This is a genomic window from Ciceribacter sichuanensis (assembly GCF_024055605.1).
Classification (GTDB): domain Bacteria; phylum Pseudomonadota; class Alphaproteobacteria; order Rhizobiales; family Rhizobiaceae; genus Allorhizobium; species Allorhizobium sichuanense.
In genome coordinates, this window is the sequence record NZ_JAMXLX010000008.1 from 7,501 (window position 1) to 22,841 (window position 15,341).

Genomic DNA, 15,341 nt, shown 5'->3' on the forward strand with positions numbered 1-15,341 from the left:
CCGGTAGAGATGGTGGTGCGCGGCTATCTCGCCGGCACCACGGGTACATCCATTCTGACGCTCTATAAGAAAGGTCAGCGGACGATGTACGGCGTTACGCTTCCGGACGGCATGCGTGACAATCAGGCCCTGCCCCAGGCAATCATCACGCCGACCAGCAAGGCTTTCGATGGCGGGCACGACGAGCCGTTGACACCGGAACAGATCGTCTCGGAAGGCCTGCTGACCCAGAACCAGTGGGACACCGTGGCGGCTTATGCACTTGCGCTCTTTGCCCGCGGGCAGAAGCTTGCTGCCGAACGCGGCCTCATTCTTGTCGATACCAAGTATGAGTTCGGCACCGACGCTGACGGCAATATTCTGCTCGCAGACGAAATCCACACGCCCGACAGCAGCCGCTACTGGATCGCGGACAGCTATCGGGCGAGCTTCGAGGCTGGAAAACGGCCGGAGAGTTTCGACAAGGATTTCGTCCGCGCCTGGGTCGCCGAGCGCTGCGATCCGTACAAGGACGATATTCCGGAAATCCCACGGGAACTGGTCGAACAGACTTCCAAGGTTTACATTAAGGCCTATGAGGCGATCACCGGCGAGACATTCGAGCCGGATAATCGCGGAGAAACGCCGCGCGATCGTATAAGAGAGAACCTGGCCACCTATTTCCCCCGGAGGTGACGTTCCCGTGTCAGACGCACGCAAGGCCCATCGCACAACGACAGCCTCCTGTTCGGACGTAGCCGCCGAGCGACAGCCCCGTCGTGTGCGCCGGCCTGCGGGCGAGACCCGGGAGGACATCCTCAACAAGGCGGAAGAACTCTTCCGCACCCGAGGCTATGCCAATGCGGCCATCGCCGACATCGCCCATGCGCTGGGCATGTCTCCCGCCAACGTGTTCAAGCATTTTCATTCCAAGGCGAGCTTGGTGGATGCGATTGCCGCCCGCCATATGGAAGTCAAGTTCGCCGGCCTTGCCTCGGTCGATAGCAGTCGGCCGGCGCGTGAAAGGCTACTTGACCTCGCGCGCCACCTGATGGCCAGTCACAGGCGCGACCTTGAGGAAAATCCTTATATCTTTGAAATGATCCTGCTGACGGCAAAAGACGATCTTCAATGCGGACACCGATATCGCGATATCGTGCGGAGCGCGCTTGAAGCAATCATTGTGGACGGCGCCAGAGATGGCGAATTCGCCCCACAGGACAGCCGTCGCGCGGCCGACGCCGCGTTCTATGCCCTCGCCTGCGTTCTACATCCTGTCATGATCGCCAACGAGCAGCCCGACATATTGGCAACACGTTGCGAGGAAGTTGCTCGTCTGATCAATGCTGCGCTGCAAACCACCCTTGATAAGTGACGAATTTTAACATACGTCACTTCGCAAGACTGCCTGCAATGGCGAGTCCCGTGGCTATCTCGTCACACGCAGCACCAATAACAAAAATTAACGAGAGTTAATTTCACCGTTGCGCCTGCGTGCTATAGCGATGCGTCCTGGGCTGCCTCAATCTCGACGTGGAAAAACCATGAAACGACGCATTCACCTGACCTCGGCAATCGTATTGCTCACCGCCGTCATCGCAGGTTGCAGTGATTCCGGCTCATCGGGCAAGAATGCAGGCTCAGCAGGCGCCGAACGCCCGCCGTCACCTGTCAGCGTCGTGGCGATGAAAAAGGCCGAACATCCGCTGAGCAGCCTTCTGCCGGGTCGTGCGGACGCCTTCCAGACCGCGGATATCCGCCCGCGCGTCAGCGGCGTGATCAAACAGATCGCCTTCAAGGAAGGCAGCGAAGTCAACGAGGGTGACCTTCTCTACAAGATCGAGGATGACACCTACCGCGCCGAAGTGGCCCAGGCGCAGGCGAGCCTCGCAAAGGCCGAGGCGAGTGTACCGACAGCGCAATCGAACCTTGCCCGCTATGAGCGACTGGTCAACAGCGGCGCGACCCAGATCGAATATGAAAACGCCAAGGTAACGCTGCTGCAGGCGCAAGCAGATGTGGCCCAGGCAAAGGCTGCTTTGAACGCCGCGGAAATCAATCTTGCGCTGACCGATATCAAGGCGCCCTTCGAAGGGGTTACCAGCGTCTCGACCTTCTCCATCGGCAACGTGGTCACCGCCAACCAGACGGACAAGCTGACCACTCTGCGTCGGCTCGACCCCATTTACATCGACCTGACGGAGTCCAGCGCAAACCTCCTGCGTCTGCGTGAAGCCATCACCGCCGGTCGCGTAAACCAGCCCGGCGGCCAGATTGCCGATATTCGGCTGACTATGGAGGATGGCACCCAGTATCCGATCATCGGCAAGCTCGACATGTCTGAAATGGCCGTCAGCGAGACCACCGGCACCTTCTCGATCCGTGCGGTCTTTGACAATCCGGACAACCTGATTCTGCCCGGCATGTACGTGCGTGCAAGCGTCACCGTCGGCAAGGAAAATGGTTACCTCATTCCCCAGCGTGCGGCGACCCGCAATGCTCGCGGCGAACTCACCGCCAAGTTCGTCAACGCCCAGAACGTTGTCGAGACGCGCGTGTTCGAACAGAGCAGCGTTTCCGGCAACAACTGGCTTGTCGCCGATGGCATCGCCGATGGCGACAAGCTGATCGTGGATGGCTTTCAGTGGATTGGTGACGGCGCGACCGTCGCGCCGGTGGAAGCCACCGTGGATGAAAACGGCTTCGTCGTCGAAGCACCCAAGGCGCCGGAAGCGGCCCCGGCTGCAAAGCCATGATCGTGCGGCTTTACGGGCAGCAATCAGGCGCAAAGGGGTAACCAATGGCCAAGTTCTTTATCCACCGCCCGATCTTTGCCTGGGTGATCGCGATCGTGATCATGCTGGGCGGCGCTCTGGCAATCTCGACCCTGTCGATTTCGCAGTATCCAGAGATAGCGCCGACCACCGTGCGCATTTCCGCGACGTATAACGGCGCGAGCGCCGAGACGGTCGAGAAGTCGGTGACCACGATCATCGAGGACGGCATGACCGGCCTCGACGACCTGACCTACATGACCTCGTCGTCCAGCACCGGCCGCGCGACGGTCACGCTGACCTTCGGCAACAGCATCGAGCCGGATATCGCCCAGGTGCAGGTGCAGAACAAGCTGCAGCTCGTTCAGTCTCAGCTCCCAGATGTCGTACAGACCGCCGGCATCGAGGTAACCCGCTCGACTTCCAGTATTCTTCTCGTCGGCGCGCTGGTCTCCACCGACGCCAAGCGCAGGCCGGTCGAACTCGGGGATATCTTCTCCACCCAGATCGAAGACCAGATCAAGCGTCTCGAAGGCGTGGGCAGCATTCAGGTTTTCGGTACGGGCTACGCCATGCGCGTCTGGCTCGACCCCTTCAAGCTGAACAAGTTCCAGCTCACCCCGACAGACATCACCACGGCCATCGAAGCCCAGAACACGCAAGTTTCCGTCGGTTCTCTCGGTGCACAGCCGGTGGCTCCGGGGCAGCAGCTCAACGTGACCGTCACGGCGCAGAGCCAGCTCCAGACCGTTTCCGACTTCGAATCGATCATCCTGAAGGTAGAGACCGACGGCGCGACCGTTCGCCTGAGCGATGTGGCGCGTATCGAGATCGGCCAAGAAAGCTACTCGACCAACACCCGGTCGAACCGCAATCCGGCGACCGGCTTCGCCGTCAACCTCGCGACCGGTGCAAACGCTCTCGACACCGCAGCGCGTGTGAAGGCGGCGCTAAACACCGTGGCGCCGTCGCTGCCGGAAAACGTGGTCATCACCTACCCCTATGACACGACGCCGTTCGTTCAGCTCTCCATCGAGAAAGTGGTTCACACGCTGATCGAAGCAATCGTGCTCGTCTTCTTCGTGCTCCTGATCTTCCTGCAGAATTTGCGTGCGACCTTCATTCCGATGATCGCCGTTCCCGTCGTTCTGCTGGGCACCTTCGGCATCCTTGCCATAACGGGATACTCGATCAATACGCTCACCATGTTTGCCATGGTTCTGGCGATCGGCCTGCTCGTCGACGACGCCATCGTGGTCGTGGAAAACGTCGAGCGCATCATGTCCGAGGAGCACCTGTCACCGCTTGAGGCGACGGAAAAATCGATGGGTGAAATCACCGGCGCCATCATCGGCATCGCGCTCGTGCTCACCGCCGTGTTCATTCCGATGGCCTTCTTTGGCGGCTCCACCGGCATCATCTACCGCCAGTTCTCCATCACCATCGTCTCGGCGATGCTGCTGTCGGCCGTGGTAGCCATCGTTCTGACGCCGGCGCTCTGCGCCACGATGCTGAAGCCTGTCGACCACACGAAGCCGAAGAGAGGCCCCGCAGCCTGGTTCAACCGGACCTTCGACCGCACGACCAATGGTTACGTCTCGACGATCGGTTACCTCCTGAAGCGTCCGATGCGCGTCATGCTGATGTTCGTGATCGTCATCGGCGGCTGCGCATGGATCTTCACCCGCCTGCCCAGCTCCTTCCTTCCGCAGGAAGACCAGGGCGTGCTCATGACGATCGTCCAGCTTCCGAACGGCGCGACCGAAGCCCGCACGCAGGAAGTCATCAGGAAGATCGAGGATTACTACCTCGACAAGGAAAAGGATGCGGTCAAGGACGTATTCGCCGTCTCCGGTTTCAGCTTCGTCGGCCAGGGACAGAACTACGCGATGGTTTTCGCCAAGCTGAAAGACTTCGATGAGCGCAAGAGCCCTGATCTGGCAGCATCCGCCATCGTGCGGCGCGCCATGGGCTACTTCTTCACCATCCGGGATGCGCAGGTATTCCCACTGCAGCCGCCGGCCATTCCCGGCCTCGGCAACTCCAGCGGCTTCTCGATGTATATCGTGGACAGCGGCAAGACCGGAACCGATGCGCTGACCCAGGCATCCAAGAAGCTCATTGGCCTCGGAAGCTCCAATGCCAAGATCAGCACCCTGCGTTCCAACAGCCCCGATGCGGAAAGCCAGCTGAAGATCCTGCTGGATCAGGAAAAGATGGGCGCCATGGGTCTCGACCTTGCTTCCGTCAATTCGATGCTGTCGACGATCTTCGCCGGCCGGGATGTCAACGACTTCACGCTGAACAGCGAACTGAAGCCCGTCTATGTGCAGGGCGATGCGCCCTATCGCATGCAGCCCGACGACCTGACCCACTGGTACGCCCGCAACTCCGAAGGCGAGATGGTTCCCTTTTCTGCCTTCAGCCAGGTCGATTGGGTGGGCGGCGCACCGACACTGGCCCGCTTCAACGGCACGAGCGCCATCTCCCTGGAAGGTGCAGGCGGTGCAGGCGTCAGCTCCGGCGACGCCATGGACGAAATGGAAAAGCTGACGGCCGACCTCGGAGGCGGCTACACGGTGGCCTGGCAGGGCATCTCCTATCAGGAACGCCTGTCCGGCTCTCAGGCCCCGGCGCTCTATGCCCTGTCGGTCCTGATCGTCTTCCTCTGCCTTGCGGCGCTTTATGAAAGCTGGTCCATTCCGTTCTCGGTTATCATGGCCGTCCCGGTTGGCGTGCTCGGTGCTCTCGCCGCCGCCTACTACTTCGGCCAGGCAAACGACGTCTACTTCAAGGTGGGCCTGCTGACGACCATCGGTCTCGCCGCGAAGAACGCCATCCTGATCGTGGAGTTCGCCAAGGACCGAATGACGGGCGGCACCAGCCTGATGGATGCGACGCTGGAGGCAGCACGCCTGCGCCTTCGTCCCATCATCATGACGTCGCTGGCCTTCATCCTCGGCGTCGTGCCGCTTGCCATCGCCACCGGCGCTGGCTCCGCTGCCCAGAACTCGATCGGTATCGGCGTTCTCGGCGGCATGCTGGCAGCCACGGCGCTCGGCATCTTCTTCGTGCCGTCGTTCTTCGTGGTCGTCCGAAAAGTCACAACCCGTGCAAAACCGAAGGAAGCGCTGTCATGAGGATATGGATATCGTTACGTTAAGCAGATATTTACCATAATTGATTCCTCTTGGAACGATAGGCGCAGCGCCAGAGACATATGACGACGCGCCTGACGCGCGACGCAACCGAGCAAAAAACTAGGATAGTATGATGGTATCCATACGCGTAGCCGCCCCCCTTGCATTACTTCTGCTCTCGGGTTGCGTCACTGGCCCGGATCACAAGGCTCCTGAAATGCCCCTTCCCGAGAAATTCGGCGAAGGCGGCTCCAAGAGCACCGGCGATGTGGCCATGGCCCCCTGGTGGACGGCCTTTAACGACAAGCGGCTGAATGCCTATGTCGATGAAGGCTTGAACCAGAATCTTGACATTCTTCAGGCATTGGAACGCATCACCGCCGCCGAGGCGAATGTGACTGTGGCCGGCGCGGGCGCCCTGCCCAGCCTGGACGGCAGCGCCAGCGAGTCTGTCAGCGGCGCCGATGGCGGCTTCAGCAAGCAGGACACGCGCTCGACGACCAGCGGTGGATTGACCGTATCCTGGCTGCTCGACCTCTTCGGTCAGTACAAGCGTGCGAAGGAAGGGGCCGAGGCCTCGCTCGACGGCGCCTACGCAAGCGCGGATGTCGCCAAGCTCTCCTACCTGTCGGATCTGACGACCTCTTACATCAACGCCCGGTACTACCAGGAGCGCATCGCCATCGCCAAAAAGAACCTGGCATCGCGTCGCGAAACCCTGGAACTCACCAAGCTGCAGCTTGAAGCCGGTGCGGCTTCGCGTCTCGACGTGGTGCAGTCCGAAGGTCTGGTCAACTCCACGCTGGCTGATCTGCCCGGCCTGGAAACCAACTTCCGCCAGTCGGCTCACCACATCGCAACGCTGCTCGGCAAGCCTGCCTCCGCGCTGGTTTCCGAACTGCAGAAGGGGGCGCCCCAGCCGGTCGCTCGCCGCAGCGTCAATGCCGGCGTTCCGGCCGACCTGATCCGCAACCGTCCTGACATTCGCAAGGCCGAACGTACGCTGGCTTCAGCCGTCGCCGAAATCGGTGTGGCCGAAGCCCAGCTCTACCCGACAATCACGCTGGGCGGCTCGATCACCCCGTCCTACATCTCGACCAAGCCGCTGAAGGGATCCTTCACCTCATGGTCCTTCGGCCCGAGCCTTTCGCTGCCGATCCTCGATGGCGGTCGTCTGAAGGCCAATGTCGACATCGCGGAATCCTCGGCTCGCGAAGCCTATCTCGCCTGGAAGTCGACCGTGCTGAGCGCCGTCGAGGAAGTCGAGAACGCACTGGCCGCCGTCAACCGCGACAGCCAGACCGTGGCCGCACTCACCGCAACCGTTCGCTCCTACGAGGAAGCCCTGCAGCTTTCGACCGCCAGCTACCGCGACGGCGCATCCTCGCTGCTCGACGTTCTGGATGCCCAGCGCTCGGTATCGACCGCTCAGGCAAGCCTAGCCCAGGCCGTACAGCAGATGGCAGCCGACTACGTCTCGCTGAACGTCGCTATCGGCGGTGGCTATGCCTTCGACAGCAAGAAGCCGAAGACCAACTAAGGTCGGCTTTCAACCAAGCTTTGAAAACCCGGTAGCTCCAAGAGCCACCGGGTTTTTTCATGCCCGTAATGTCGATTAATCATCGCTCGCCGGAAGGCGACCGTGAAGCCGTCAGAAAGTGGCGGGCGTATTGATCCAGATAAGCACCGTCTCTCCATCGGACGTATTGTGCCAGGAATGCGGCCTGCGGCTTTCGAAATAAAAGCTGTCGCCGGCATTGAGCTCGAAGAACCGGTCGCCGTCCAGAATGATCTCCAGACTGCCTGATAGCACATGCATGAATTCCTCGCCCTCATGCTGATAGGCGCCTTCGCTCGATGCGCCGGGAGCAAGTTGGAAGCGATTGCATTCCATCTGGTTGCGCCCTTCCGCCAACACTTGGATTGTCACGCCGGATGAAGTCGTCGGCCATGTCGGCCATTTGCCGTCCCGGATGAGGGATTCCCCGCCATCCCCCTGCTCCTGCCCGCTGAGATTGGCGACTGTCGTCCCGAGATAGCTTGCGACCGTATGCAGCGCCGTGAACGACAGGCCGTATGAAGTGCGCTCGAAGGTCGAAAGCTGAGAAACGGAAACGCCCGTCGCCTGCGCCACGGTCTCAAGCGTTTTCCCGGCATCCCGTCGAAGCCGCCGCACCTTCTGCCCGACGGCGATTTCGGAGGTCTCCGTGTCGTCGTCCTCGAGGATTTCAGCGATCTCGGCCTCCACCGCCGGAGGAACCTCCTCGCGAAGGCTTTCGCGGATCGCAGCCGGGTTGAGGCCCTTTTCGCTACGAAGCCATGCAATTATCTTCAAGCGCTCGACAAGCGCGAGGTCGTAGAGCCGCTGGCCCGAGGGCGTGCGGATCGGCTGGATCAGTTCCTGCGTCTCCCAAAGTCTCAGCGTCGAGGCGGAAACCCCCGCCATACGGGCGGCTTCGGCAATCTTGAAGCGGACGTCATCCATAGGCCGGTCCCTGTCAGCGCGTTGTCATTGCCATGCGTGATAAATGCGTCAAACCATATTGCAAGTCTACAGAAAAAATGTAGGGAATATGCAACCTCGCGATCGAAAATAAGCCCGACGCCGAAGGTCAACTGCTACCAAAGGGAATCCGAGAATGAAAAACTCCGAAATCGCAGCTCGCAAGGACGCGGCCATTTCCCGTGGCGTCGGCATGACGACGCAGATCTATGCCGCCAAGGCAGAGAATGCGGAGATCTGGGACGTCGAAGGCAATCGCTACATCGACTTCGCAGGCGGCATCGCCGTTCTCAACACGGGCCATCGCCATCCCAAGGTCATCGAGGCCGTAAAGAAGCAGCTTGATGCCTTCACCCATACCTGCCACCAGGTCATGCCGTACGAAAACTACGTCGCCCTGGCCGAGCGCCTGAACAAGCTCGTTCCGATCTCCGGCCCGAAGAAGACGATCTTTACCACCACCGGCGCGGAAGCCGTCGAAAACGCGGTCAAGATCGCCCGCGCCGCCACCGGCCGCAACGCCGTCATCGCCTTCACCGGCGCTTTCCACGGCCGCACCTTCATGGGCATGACCCTGACCGGCAAGGTCGTCCCCTACAAGGTCGGCTTCGGCCAGATGATGGGCGACGTCTTCCACGTTCCCTTCCCGATCGAGATGCACGGCATCAGCGTCGAGGAATCGCTCGACGTTCTCGACAAGCTGTTCAAGGCCGACGTCGACCCGAAGCGCGTCGCCGCCATCATTCTTGAGCCGATCCAGGGCGAAGGTGGCTTCTACGAAGTTCCGCGCGCGCTGATGAAGGCCGTTCGCCAGATCTGCGACGAACACGGCATGCTGATGATCGCCGACGAAGTGCAGACCGGCTTTGCCCGTACTGGCAAGCTGTTCGCGATGGAACACCATGACGTATCCCCTGATCTCGTCACCATGGCCAAGAGCCTTGCCGGCGGCTTCCCGCTTTCGGCCGTCACCGGCCGCGCCGAACTGATGGACGTTCCCGGCCCCGGCGGCCTCGGCGGCACCTACGCCGGAAACCCCCTGGCGATCGCTGCCGCCCATGCCGTTCTCGACGTCATCGAGGAAGAAAAGCTGTGCGACCGCGCCAACCAGCTCGGCAGCCGCCTGAAGCAACGCCTCGAAGGCCTGCGCGCCGACATTCCGCAGATCTCCGACATCCGCGGCCCTGGCTTCATGGTTGCCGTCGAATTCGGCCATCCCGGCTCGATCAAACCGGATGCCGACTTCACCAACGCCGTTCGCCTGAAGGCTCTGGAAAAGGGTCTGGTTCTCCTGACTTGCGGCGTCTACGGTAATGTCATCCGCTTCCTGTCCCCGATCACCATTCAGGACGAAGTCTTTAACGAAGCTCTCGATATCATCGAAACCTCTCTCCGCGAATGCGCAGCAAAGGCCAAGTCATGACCATATCGACCCTTCTCACATCGAAGCTGAAGGACACGTCGCTCGTCACCGACAAAACCCTCGTCGGCACCGAATGGGTGTCCGCGAGCGAGAGCGGCAAGACCTTCGAAGTCACAAACCCCTCGACGGGCGACGTCATCGCCACCTTGCCGGCTCTCGGCAAGGTGGAGGTCGCCCGCGCCATCGACGCGGCTTATATCGCGCAGAAGGCATGGGCGAAGAAGACCGGCAAGGAGCGCGCCGCGGTCCTTCGCAAGCTCTTCGACCTGATGGTTGCCAATGCCGATGACCTCGCCACCATCCTGACCATGGAAATGGGCAAGCCGTGGCCGGAAGCCCGCGGCGAGATCCTCTATGGTGCATCCTATGTCGAATGGTTCGGCGAGGAAGCCAAGCGCGTCTATGGCGACACGATCCCCGGCCACCAGGCCGACAAGCGGATCATCGTTGTCAAGCAGCCGGTCGGCGTCGTCGGCGCGATCACGCCGTGGAACTTCCCGAACGCCATGCTTGCCCGCAAGATGGCTCCGGCTCTCGCTGTCGGTTGCGCCATGGTGTCGAAGCCGGCAGCCCAGACGCCGCTCTCGGCTCTCGCGCTAGCCATCCTTGCCGAGCGTGCTGGCGTACCGGCCGGGGTGTTCTCGGTGCTGACCTCCACGGACGCGGCCATGGTTGGCCAGGAGCTTTGCGCGAACGACAAGGTGCGCAAGCTCACCTTCACCGGCTCGACCAATGTCGGCAAGATCTTGATGCGTCAGGGTGCGGACCAGATCCTCAAGCTCGGCCTCGAACTCGGCGGCAACGCCCCGTTCATCGTCTTCGACGACGCCGATCTCGATGCGGCCGTCGAAGGCGCGATGATCTCCAAGTACCGCAACGCCGGCCAGACCTGCGTCTGCGCCAACCGTCTCTACGTTCAGGCCAACGTCTATGACGCCTTCGCCAAGAAGCTCGCGGAACGCGTTGGCAAGATGAAGGTCGGCGACGGCTTCGCCGAAGGCGTCACCACCGGCCCGCTCATCGACAAGAACGCCCTGAAGAAGGTTGAGGAACACGTCGCCGACGCCGTTTCCAAGGGCGCCAAGGTCGAACTCGGTGGTAAGCCGGCCCCCCAGGGCGGCCTGTTCTTCGAACCGACCATCCTGACCGGCGTGACGCCCGACATGCGGGTCTCCACCGAGGAAACCTTCGGCCCGGTCGCGCCGCTCTTCAAGTTCGAAACCGAAGAGCAGGTCATCGAACTCGCCAACAACACCGAGTTCGGTCTTGCCTCCTACTTCTACTCGAAGGACGTGGCGAAGATCTTCCGGGTCGCCGAAGCGCTGGAATACGGCATGGTCGGCATCAACACCGGCCTGATCTCCACCGAAACGGCACCCTTCGGCGGTATCAAGCAGTCCGGCCTCGGCCGCGAGGGCTCCAAGTACGGCATCGATGACTACACCGAGATCAAGTACATGTGCCTCGGCGGCATCGAATAAGCATCAGATCCATCATCTGACAAGAAACCGGGAGAACCATTCTCCCGGTTTTTTTCCGGCACCGAACGCGGCATTGCATAGATTTTTAGCCTTCAGCTTCGCCGGACCGTAAGCGTTGACCGCTATCAACTGCCCTCGAAATGAGAGGGAAAAAGCCGTGCTCAAGAAATTTTCCAATAACTTTACCGGCGCGGGCAAGCTACTGGAGTTTGGCGTAATCAGCGGCGCCATCGGGCTTGCAGGTGATCTCGCCACCCCGGTAGGGCCTTACATCTACTGGATGCTCGCCGCCGGCGTTGTGCTCCTGATAAGCGCCTATCCGCTGGCCCGCAGGCTAGGTTGGGAAAGCGACCTCACCAAATCGTCCGCCGTATTCGGCGCGGTACTCACCTGCCTCGGCCTCTGGTCGACCACCGGAGGATCGCCGGAAGGCCGGATTGCCAGCGGAAGCGAATTCATGGCTCATGTCCAGCAGAAGCTGCTCAGCATGGAGGAATCGGTCAAGCAGATTGCCGATAATACAAGGGAAACGGCTGACAACACGGCCAGAACGGCCGAAAGCACATCGAAAACCGCTGATAACACCGAACGGCTTGCCGAAAACATCTTCGACATGAGCGCGCTGGAAACCGCGATCGAATACCGCGACTTCCGCAAGATGACCGGAGCTTGCGCGGATGGCCAGAAGAAGGACGGGTTCGATGTGATCACACCCGGACGCTACGACAAGGTCAAGGAAGACTCGATCTATCAGCATCTCCGCAAGGCCGGCTGTATCGACACCACGATCATCTGCACGACCGACATGGACTCCGTCCTCGCCGTGGCCAAGGAACGCGGTTACGATCCCGACTGGCTTTATCCGATCCGGGGTGCCGACTTGGGTCGCGTTACCGCGATCTGCGGCGCGGACGTGGCCTCGGCCTATACCTCCCGCAAGGAGCAGTTCGAAGATCAGCGAAACCGCGAGATAGCAGCCAAAACGGCAGCGCGGGAAAAGGCGGAAGCGGAACTGGAGGCGACGGTCTCCGAATGCGAAAAGGAAATCGGCGACCGAAACTGGTGCCGCCTAGCCGTCGAAGCGAAAATCTATCCGCGTTCGTAGAACCGAAGCAACAAAAAGAAAGGCCCCCGGAACATAAGTTCCGGGGGCCTTTCTTTTAAACGAAGTCGAACCAGATTAGTTCTTCGCGCGCTCGACGTAGGAATTGTCTTCGGTCGCGATGACGACGCGGGTGCCGGCGTCGATATGCGGCGGCACCAGAGTGCGGATTCCGTTCGAAAGGATTGCCGGCTTATAGGAAGAAGAAGCGGTCTGTCCCTTCACGACCGGTTCGGTCTCGACGATCTCGAGCGTGACGTGACGCGGCAGTTCGACGGAAAGCGGAATGCCTTCATGGATCGACAGGACGCAGGTCATGCCTTCCTGCAGGTAGGCCTTCATGTCGCCCATGGTATCCACGTCGACGACGACCTGGTCATAGCTTTCCGGGTTCATGAAGTGGAAGCCTTCGCCGTCCTCGTAGAGGAACTGGAAGTTCAGGTCTTCAACGAAAGCGCGCTCGACCTGCTCGGTCGTGCGCCAGCGTTCGGAAACCTTCACGCCATCGACGATACGGCGCATATCGACCTGGGTAACCGGCGTGCCCTTGCCCGGATGGAAATTCTGGGCGGTAAGCACGACGTAGAGCTTGCCGTCGACCTCGAGGACATTGCCCTTGCGGACGGAAGAAGCGATGATCTTGACCATGGGAATTCCTTGTATCTGCCTGTGAGCCATCGTAAAGGACGACCCGCCGTCCGTATGACGTCATCAAATTTCTTGGGCGCAACTAACCTAAAATCGGCGAAATAGCCAGCCCGTGTTGCAACAAGGACAGAGAAAGCCTGAATGACCGATCGCAGACCCGCCTCTCCCTCCTGGTGGATGCCCTCGATCCATGCCGATCGCAGGCCCTTCCTGCTTGGACGGAATGCGATCCAGGCGGCGTTGCGCGGTTATTTCGCTGCGCGCGATTTCATCGAGGTCGACACCGCCACTCTACAGGTTTCCCCCGGCAACGAGGCGCATCTGCATGCCTTTTCAACCGAAGCCATCGGCAATGACGGCGAGGCGGCACCGCTCTACCTGCACACTTCCCCCGAATTCGCCTGCAAGAAGCTGCTCGCAGCAGGCGAGCCACGGATCGCCTGCTTTGCCCATGTCTATCGCAACCGCGAACGTGGTCCGCTGCATCATCCCGAGTTCACCATGCTGGAATGGTACCGGGCCGGAGAGAGCTATGAACGGCTGATGGCGGATTGCGCTGAGATCCTCCAACTCGCGGCCGACACTACAAAAACCAGCCGCTTCGCCTTCCGCAGCGGCGAATGCGATCCCTTTGCCGAGCCGGAAAGACTGTCAGTCGCAGAGGCCTTCGAGCGTCACGCGGGGATCGATCTCCTCTCCTCGGTGGAGCCCGAAGGCGCAACAGATCGCGACCGCCTCGCCGCTGAACTCACACGAGCCGGTATCCGCATCGCCGACGACGACACTTGGGCCGATCTTTTCAGCCGTGTGATCGTGGAGAAGGTGGAGCCGCATCTCGGCTTCGGACGCGCCACCATTCTCGATGAATATCCGGTTGCCGAAGCGGCCCTTGCACGTCCGTCCACCCGCGACCCGCGTGTCGCTGAACGCTTCGAGCTCTATGCCTGCGGCGTCGAACTCGCCAACGCTTTCGGGGAGCTCACGGATCCAGCCGAACAGCGCCGCCGCTTCCAGGCGGAGATGGCGGAAAAGCAGCGCATCTACGGCGAGACCTATCCGCTGGACGAGGATTTCCTCGATGCGCTGGCGGTCATGCCGGAAGCCTCCGGCATCGCGCTCGGCTTCGACCGTCTCGTGATGCTGGCAACCGGCGCGCTCAGGATCGATCAAGTCATGTGGGCTCCCGTTGCGGAGGTTACCCGTTGAGCGCAAACACCCTGCGCACCATCGACGATCTCGTCGCCTCCGGGCTACTGCCGACCTCAGACACCTCCGGCATCCGGCAGGTCGCGGATCGCTATGCCGTGGCGCTCACGCCGACGGTCGCCGGACTGATCGACCGGACGGACCCGGCAGACCCGATTGCCGCCCAGTTCCTGCCAACGCCCGCCGAACTGGTGGAAGCCGAAGGCGAACGGGACGACCCGATCGGCGATCATGCTCACACACCCGTCGAAGGCATCGTTCACCGCTATCCCGACCGGGTTCTGTTGAAGGCCGTGCATGTCTGCCCGGTCTATTGTCGCTTCTGTTTCCGCCGCGAAATGGTGGGGCCACAGGGGGACGGCAACCTGAGTTCTGAGAAGCTTGCAGCCGCACTGGACTATATCCGCAGCCATGACGAGATCTGGGAAGTGATCCTGACCGGCGGCGACCCGCTGGTAATGTCGCCTCGCCGGCTCCGCGCCATCATGGTCGAGCTTGCCTCGATGCCGCATGTGAAGATCGTTCGCATTCACAGCCGCGTGCCCGTCGTCGATCCTGATAGCGTCGACGCCAAGATGATCGAAGCGCTGAAAACCGGTGGCAAGACCGTCTATCTGGCGCTCCATGCCAACCATCCGCGCGAGATGACAAAGGCCGCACGGGATGCCTGCGGCCGGCTTGTCGATGCGGGGATCATGATGGTCAGCCAAAGCGTACTGCTGCGCGGCATCAACGACGATGCCACAATCCTTGCGGAACTGATGCGCGCTTTCGTCGAGGCTCGCGTAAAACCCTATTATCTGCACCATCCCGACATGGCGCCCGGAACGGGACATTTCCGCCTGACGATCGCCGAGGGGCAGGCCATCATGCGCGAGCTTCGCGCCCGGGTCTCCGGCCTTTGCATTCCGACCTATATTCTCGATCTGCCGGGCGGTTACGGCAAGGTCGCGGTCGGCGAAGGCGCCATCCACGAAGCTGATGGCGACACCTTTGCAATACTGGACCGAAATGGGACAACCCATCGTTATCCTTGAGCGGCCACCGCGAAAACGCGACAGCAAGTTTCCTGCCGTGAAAGACTT

At 61.0% G+C, this 15,341-nt stretch carries 12 protein-coding genes (1 of these 12 running past the window's edge); 10 read left to right on the forward strand and 2 right to left on the reverse strand.

The window, feature by feature from the left end; all coding sequences use genetic code 11:
- From NBH21_RS20610 to NBH21_RS20630, 5 genes are all read left to right on the forward strand, one after another.
- Positions 1 to 675, forward strand: the 3' portion of a protein-coding gene (locus NBH21_RS20610) for a phosphoribosylaminoimidazolesuccinocarboxamide synthase (RefSeq protein WP_250914993.1). It extends 276 nt beyond the left edge of the window; the window shows 675 of its 951 coding nt (coding positions 277-951); its start codon lies beyond the left edge, outside the window; its stop codon occupies positions 673 to 675.
- A gap of 7 nt (positions 676 to 682) precedes the next feature.
- On the forward strand, positions 683 to 1,354 hold the full coding sequence (locus NBH21_RS26175) for a TetR/AcrR family transcriptional regulator (protein ID WP_250914992.1): 672 nt from the start codon (positions 683 to 685) through the stop codon (positions 1,352 to 1,354).
- Positions 1,355 to 1,523: 169 nt separating this feature from the next.
- Positions 1,524 to 2,735 (forward strand): efflux RND transporter periplasmic adaptor subunit, encoded by a 1,212-nt coding sequence (locus NBH21_RS20620; RefSeq protein ID WP_250914991.1) that lies wholly within the window; start codon positions 1,524 to 1,526, stop codon positions 2,733 to 2,735.
- A gap of 44 nt (positions 2,736 to 2,779) precedes the next feature.
- A complete protein-coding gene (locus tag NBH21_RS20625; protein ID WP_250914990.1) occupies positions 2,780 to 5,893 on the forward strand; it encodes an efflux RND transporter permease subunit in 3,114 nt (1,037 codons plus the stop codon).
- Positions 5,894 to 6,026: 133 nt separating this feature from the next.
- Positions 6,027 to 7,433: an efflux transporter outer membrane subunit gene (locus NBH21_RS20630; protein ID WP_250914989.1), complete on the forward strand. Its 1,407-nt coding sequence runs from the start codon at positions 6,027 to 6,029 to the stop codon at positions 7,431 to 7,433.
- A 111-nt stretch (positions 7,434 to 7,544) separates the two neighbouring features.
- Here NBH21_RS20630 and NBH21_RS20635 read toward each other — a convergent pair whose 3' ends face one another.
- The gene (locus NBH21_RS20635) at positions 7,545 to 8,378 is read right to left on the reverse strand and encodes a MerR family transcriptional regulator (RefSeq protein WP_250914988.1); all 834 of its coding nucleotides are present in this window, start codon (positions 8,376 to 8,378) and stop codon (positions 7,545 to 7,547) included.
- Between the two features lie 154 nt (positions 8,379 to 8,532).
- Here NBH21_RS20635 and NBH21_RS20640 point away from each other — a divergent pair, with 154 nt between their 5' ends.
- The 3 genes from NBH21_RS20640 (at position 8,533) to NBH21_RS20650 (ending at position 12,405) form a co-directional block, all read left to right on the forward strand.
- Positions 8,533 to 9,819: a 4-aminobutyrate--2-oxoglutarate transaminase gene (locus NBH21_RS20640; RefSeq protein WP_250914987.1), complete on the forward strand. Its 1,287-nt coding sequence runs from the start codon at positions 8,533 to 8,535 to the stop codon at positions 9,817 to 9,819.
- On the forward strand, positions 9,816 to 11,300 hold the full coding sequence (locus NBH21_RS20645; RefSeq protein WP_250914986.1) for an NAD-dependent succinate-semialdehyde dehydrogenase: 1,485 nt from the start codon (positions 9,816 to 9,818) through the stop codon (positions 11,298 to 11,300). The genes NBH21_RS20640 and NBH21_RS20645 overlap by 4 nt, the downstream gene beginning before the upstream one ends.
- Before the next feature lie 157 nt (positions 11,301 to 11,457).
- A complete protein-coding gene (locus NBH21_RS20650; protein WP_250914985.1) occupies positions 11,458 to 12,405 on the forward strand; it encodes a hypothetical protein in 948 nt (315 codons plus the stop codon).
- A gap of 75 nt (positions 12,406 to 12,480) precedes the next feature.
- Here the strand turns inward: NBH21_RS20650 and efp are convergent, their stop codons facing one another.
- Positions 12,481 to 13,050 carry an elongation factor P gene (gene efp, locus NBH21_RS20655; RefSeq protein ID WP_250914984.1) on the reverse strand — a complete coding sequence of 190 codons (570 nt, stop codon included), beginning with the start codon at positions 13,048 to 13,050 and terminating at the stop codon, positions 12,481 to 12,483.
- Between the two features lie 141 nt (positions 13,051 to 13,191).
- On the opposite strand from efp, the gene epmA reads away from it, so the two are divergent.
- The gene (gene epmA, locus NBH21_RS20660; protein WP_250914983.1) at positions 13,192 to 14,256 is read left to right on the forward strand and encodes an EF-P lysine aminoacylase EpmA; all 1,065 of its coding nucleotides are present in this window, start codon (positions 13,192 to 13,194) and stop codon (positions 14,254 to 14,256) included.
- Positions 14,253 to 15,293, forward strand: coding sequence for a lysine-2,3-aminomutase-like protein (locus tag NBH21_RS20665; protein ID WP_250914982.1), 1,041 nt, complete (start codon positions 14,253 to 14,255; stop codon positions 15,291 to 15,293). The genes epmA and NBH21_RS20665 overlap by 4 nt, the downstream gene beginning before the upstream one ends.
- Positions 15,294 to 15,341 lie beyond the last annotated feature (48 nt).

Coding starts and splice junctions, on each gene's coding strand:
- NBH21_RS20620 (WP_250914991.1), top strand. CDS start 1,524: ATGAAACGACGCATTCACCTGACCTCGGCAATCGTATTGCTCACCGCC.
- NBH21_RS20625 (WP_250914990.1), top strand. CDS start 2,780: ATGGCCAAGTTCTTTATCCACCGCCCGATCTTTGCCTGGGTGATCGCG.
- NBH21_RS20630 (WP_250914989.1), top strand. CDS start 6,027: ATGGTATCCATACGCGTAGCCGCCCCCCTTGCATTACTTCTGCTCTCG.
- NBH21_RS20635 (WP_250914988.1), bottom strand. CDS start 8,378: ATGGATGACGTCCGCTTCAAGATTGCCGAAGCCGCCCGTATGGCGGGG.
- NBH21_RS20640 (WP_250914987.1), top strand. CDS start 8,533: ATGAAAAACTCCGAAATCGCAGCTCGCAAGGACGCGGCCATTTCCCGT.
- NBH21_RS20645 (WP_250914986.1), top strand. CDS start 9,816: ATGACCATATCGACCCTTCTCACATCGAAGCTGAAGGACACGTCGCTC.
- efp (WP_250914984.1), bottom strand. CDS start 13,050: ATGGTCAAGATCATCGCTTCTTCCGTCCGCAAGGGCAATGTCCTCGAG.
- epmA (WP_250914983.1), top strand. CDS start 13,192: ATGACCGATCGCAGACCCGCCTCTCCCTCCTGGTGGATGCCCTCGATC.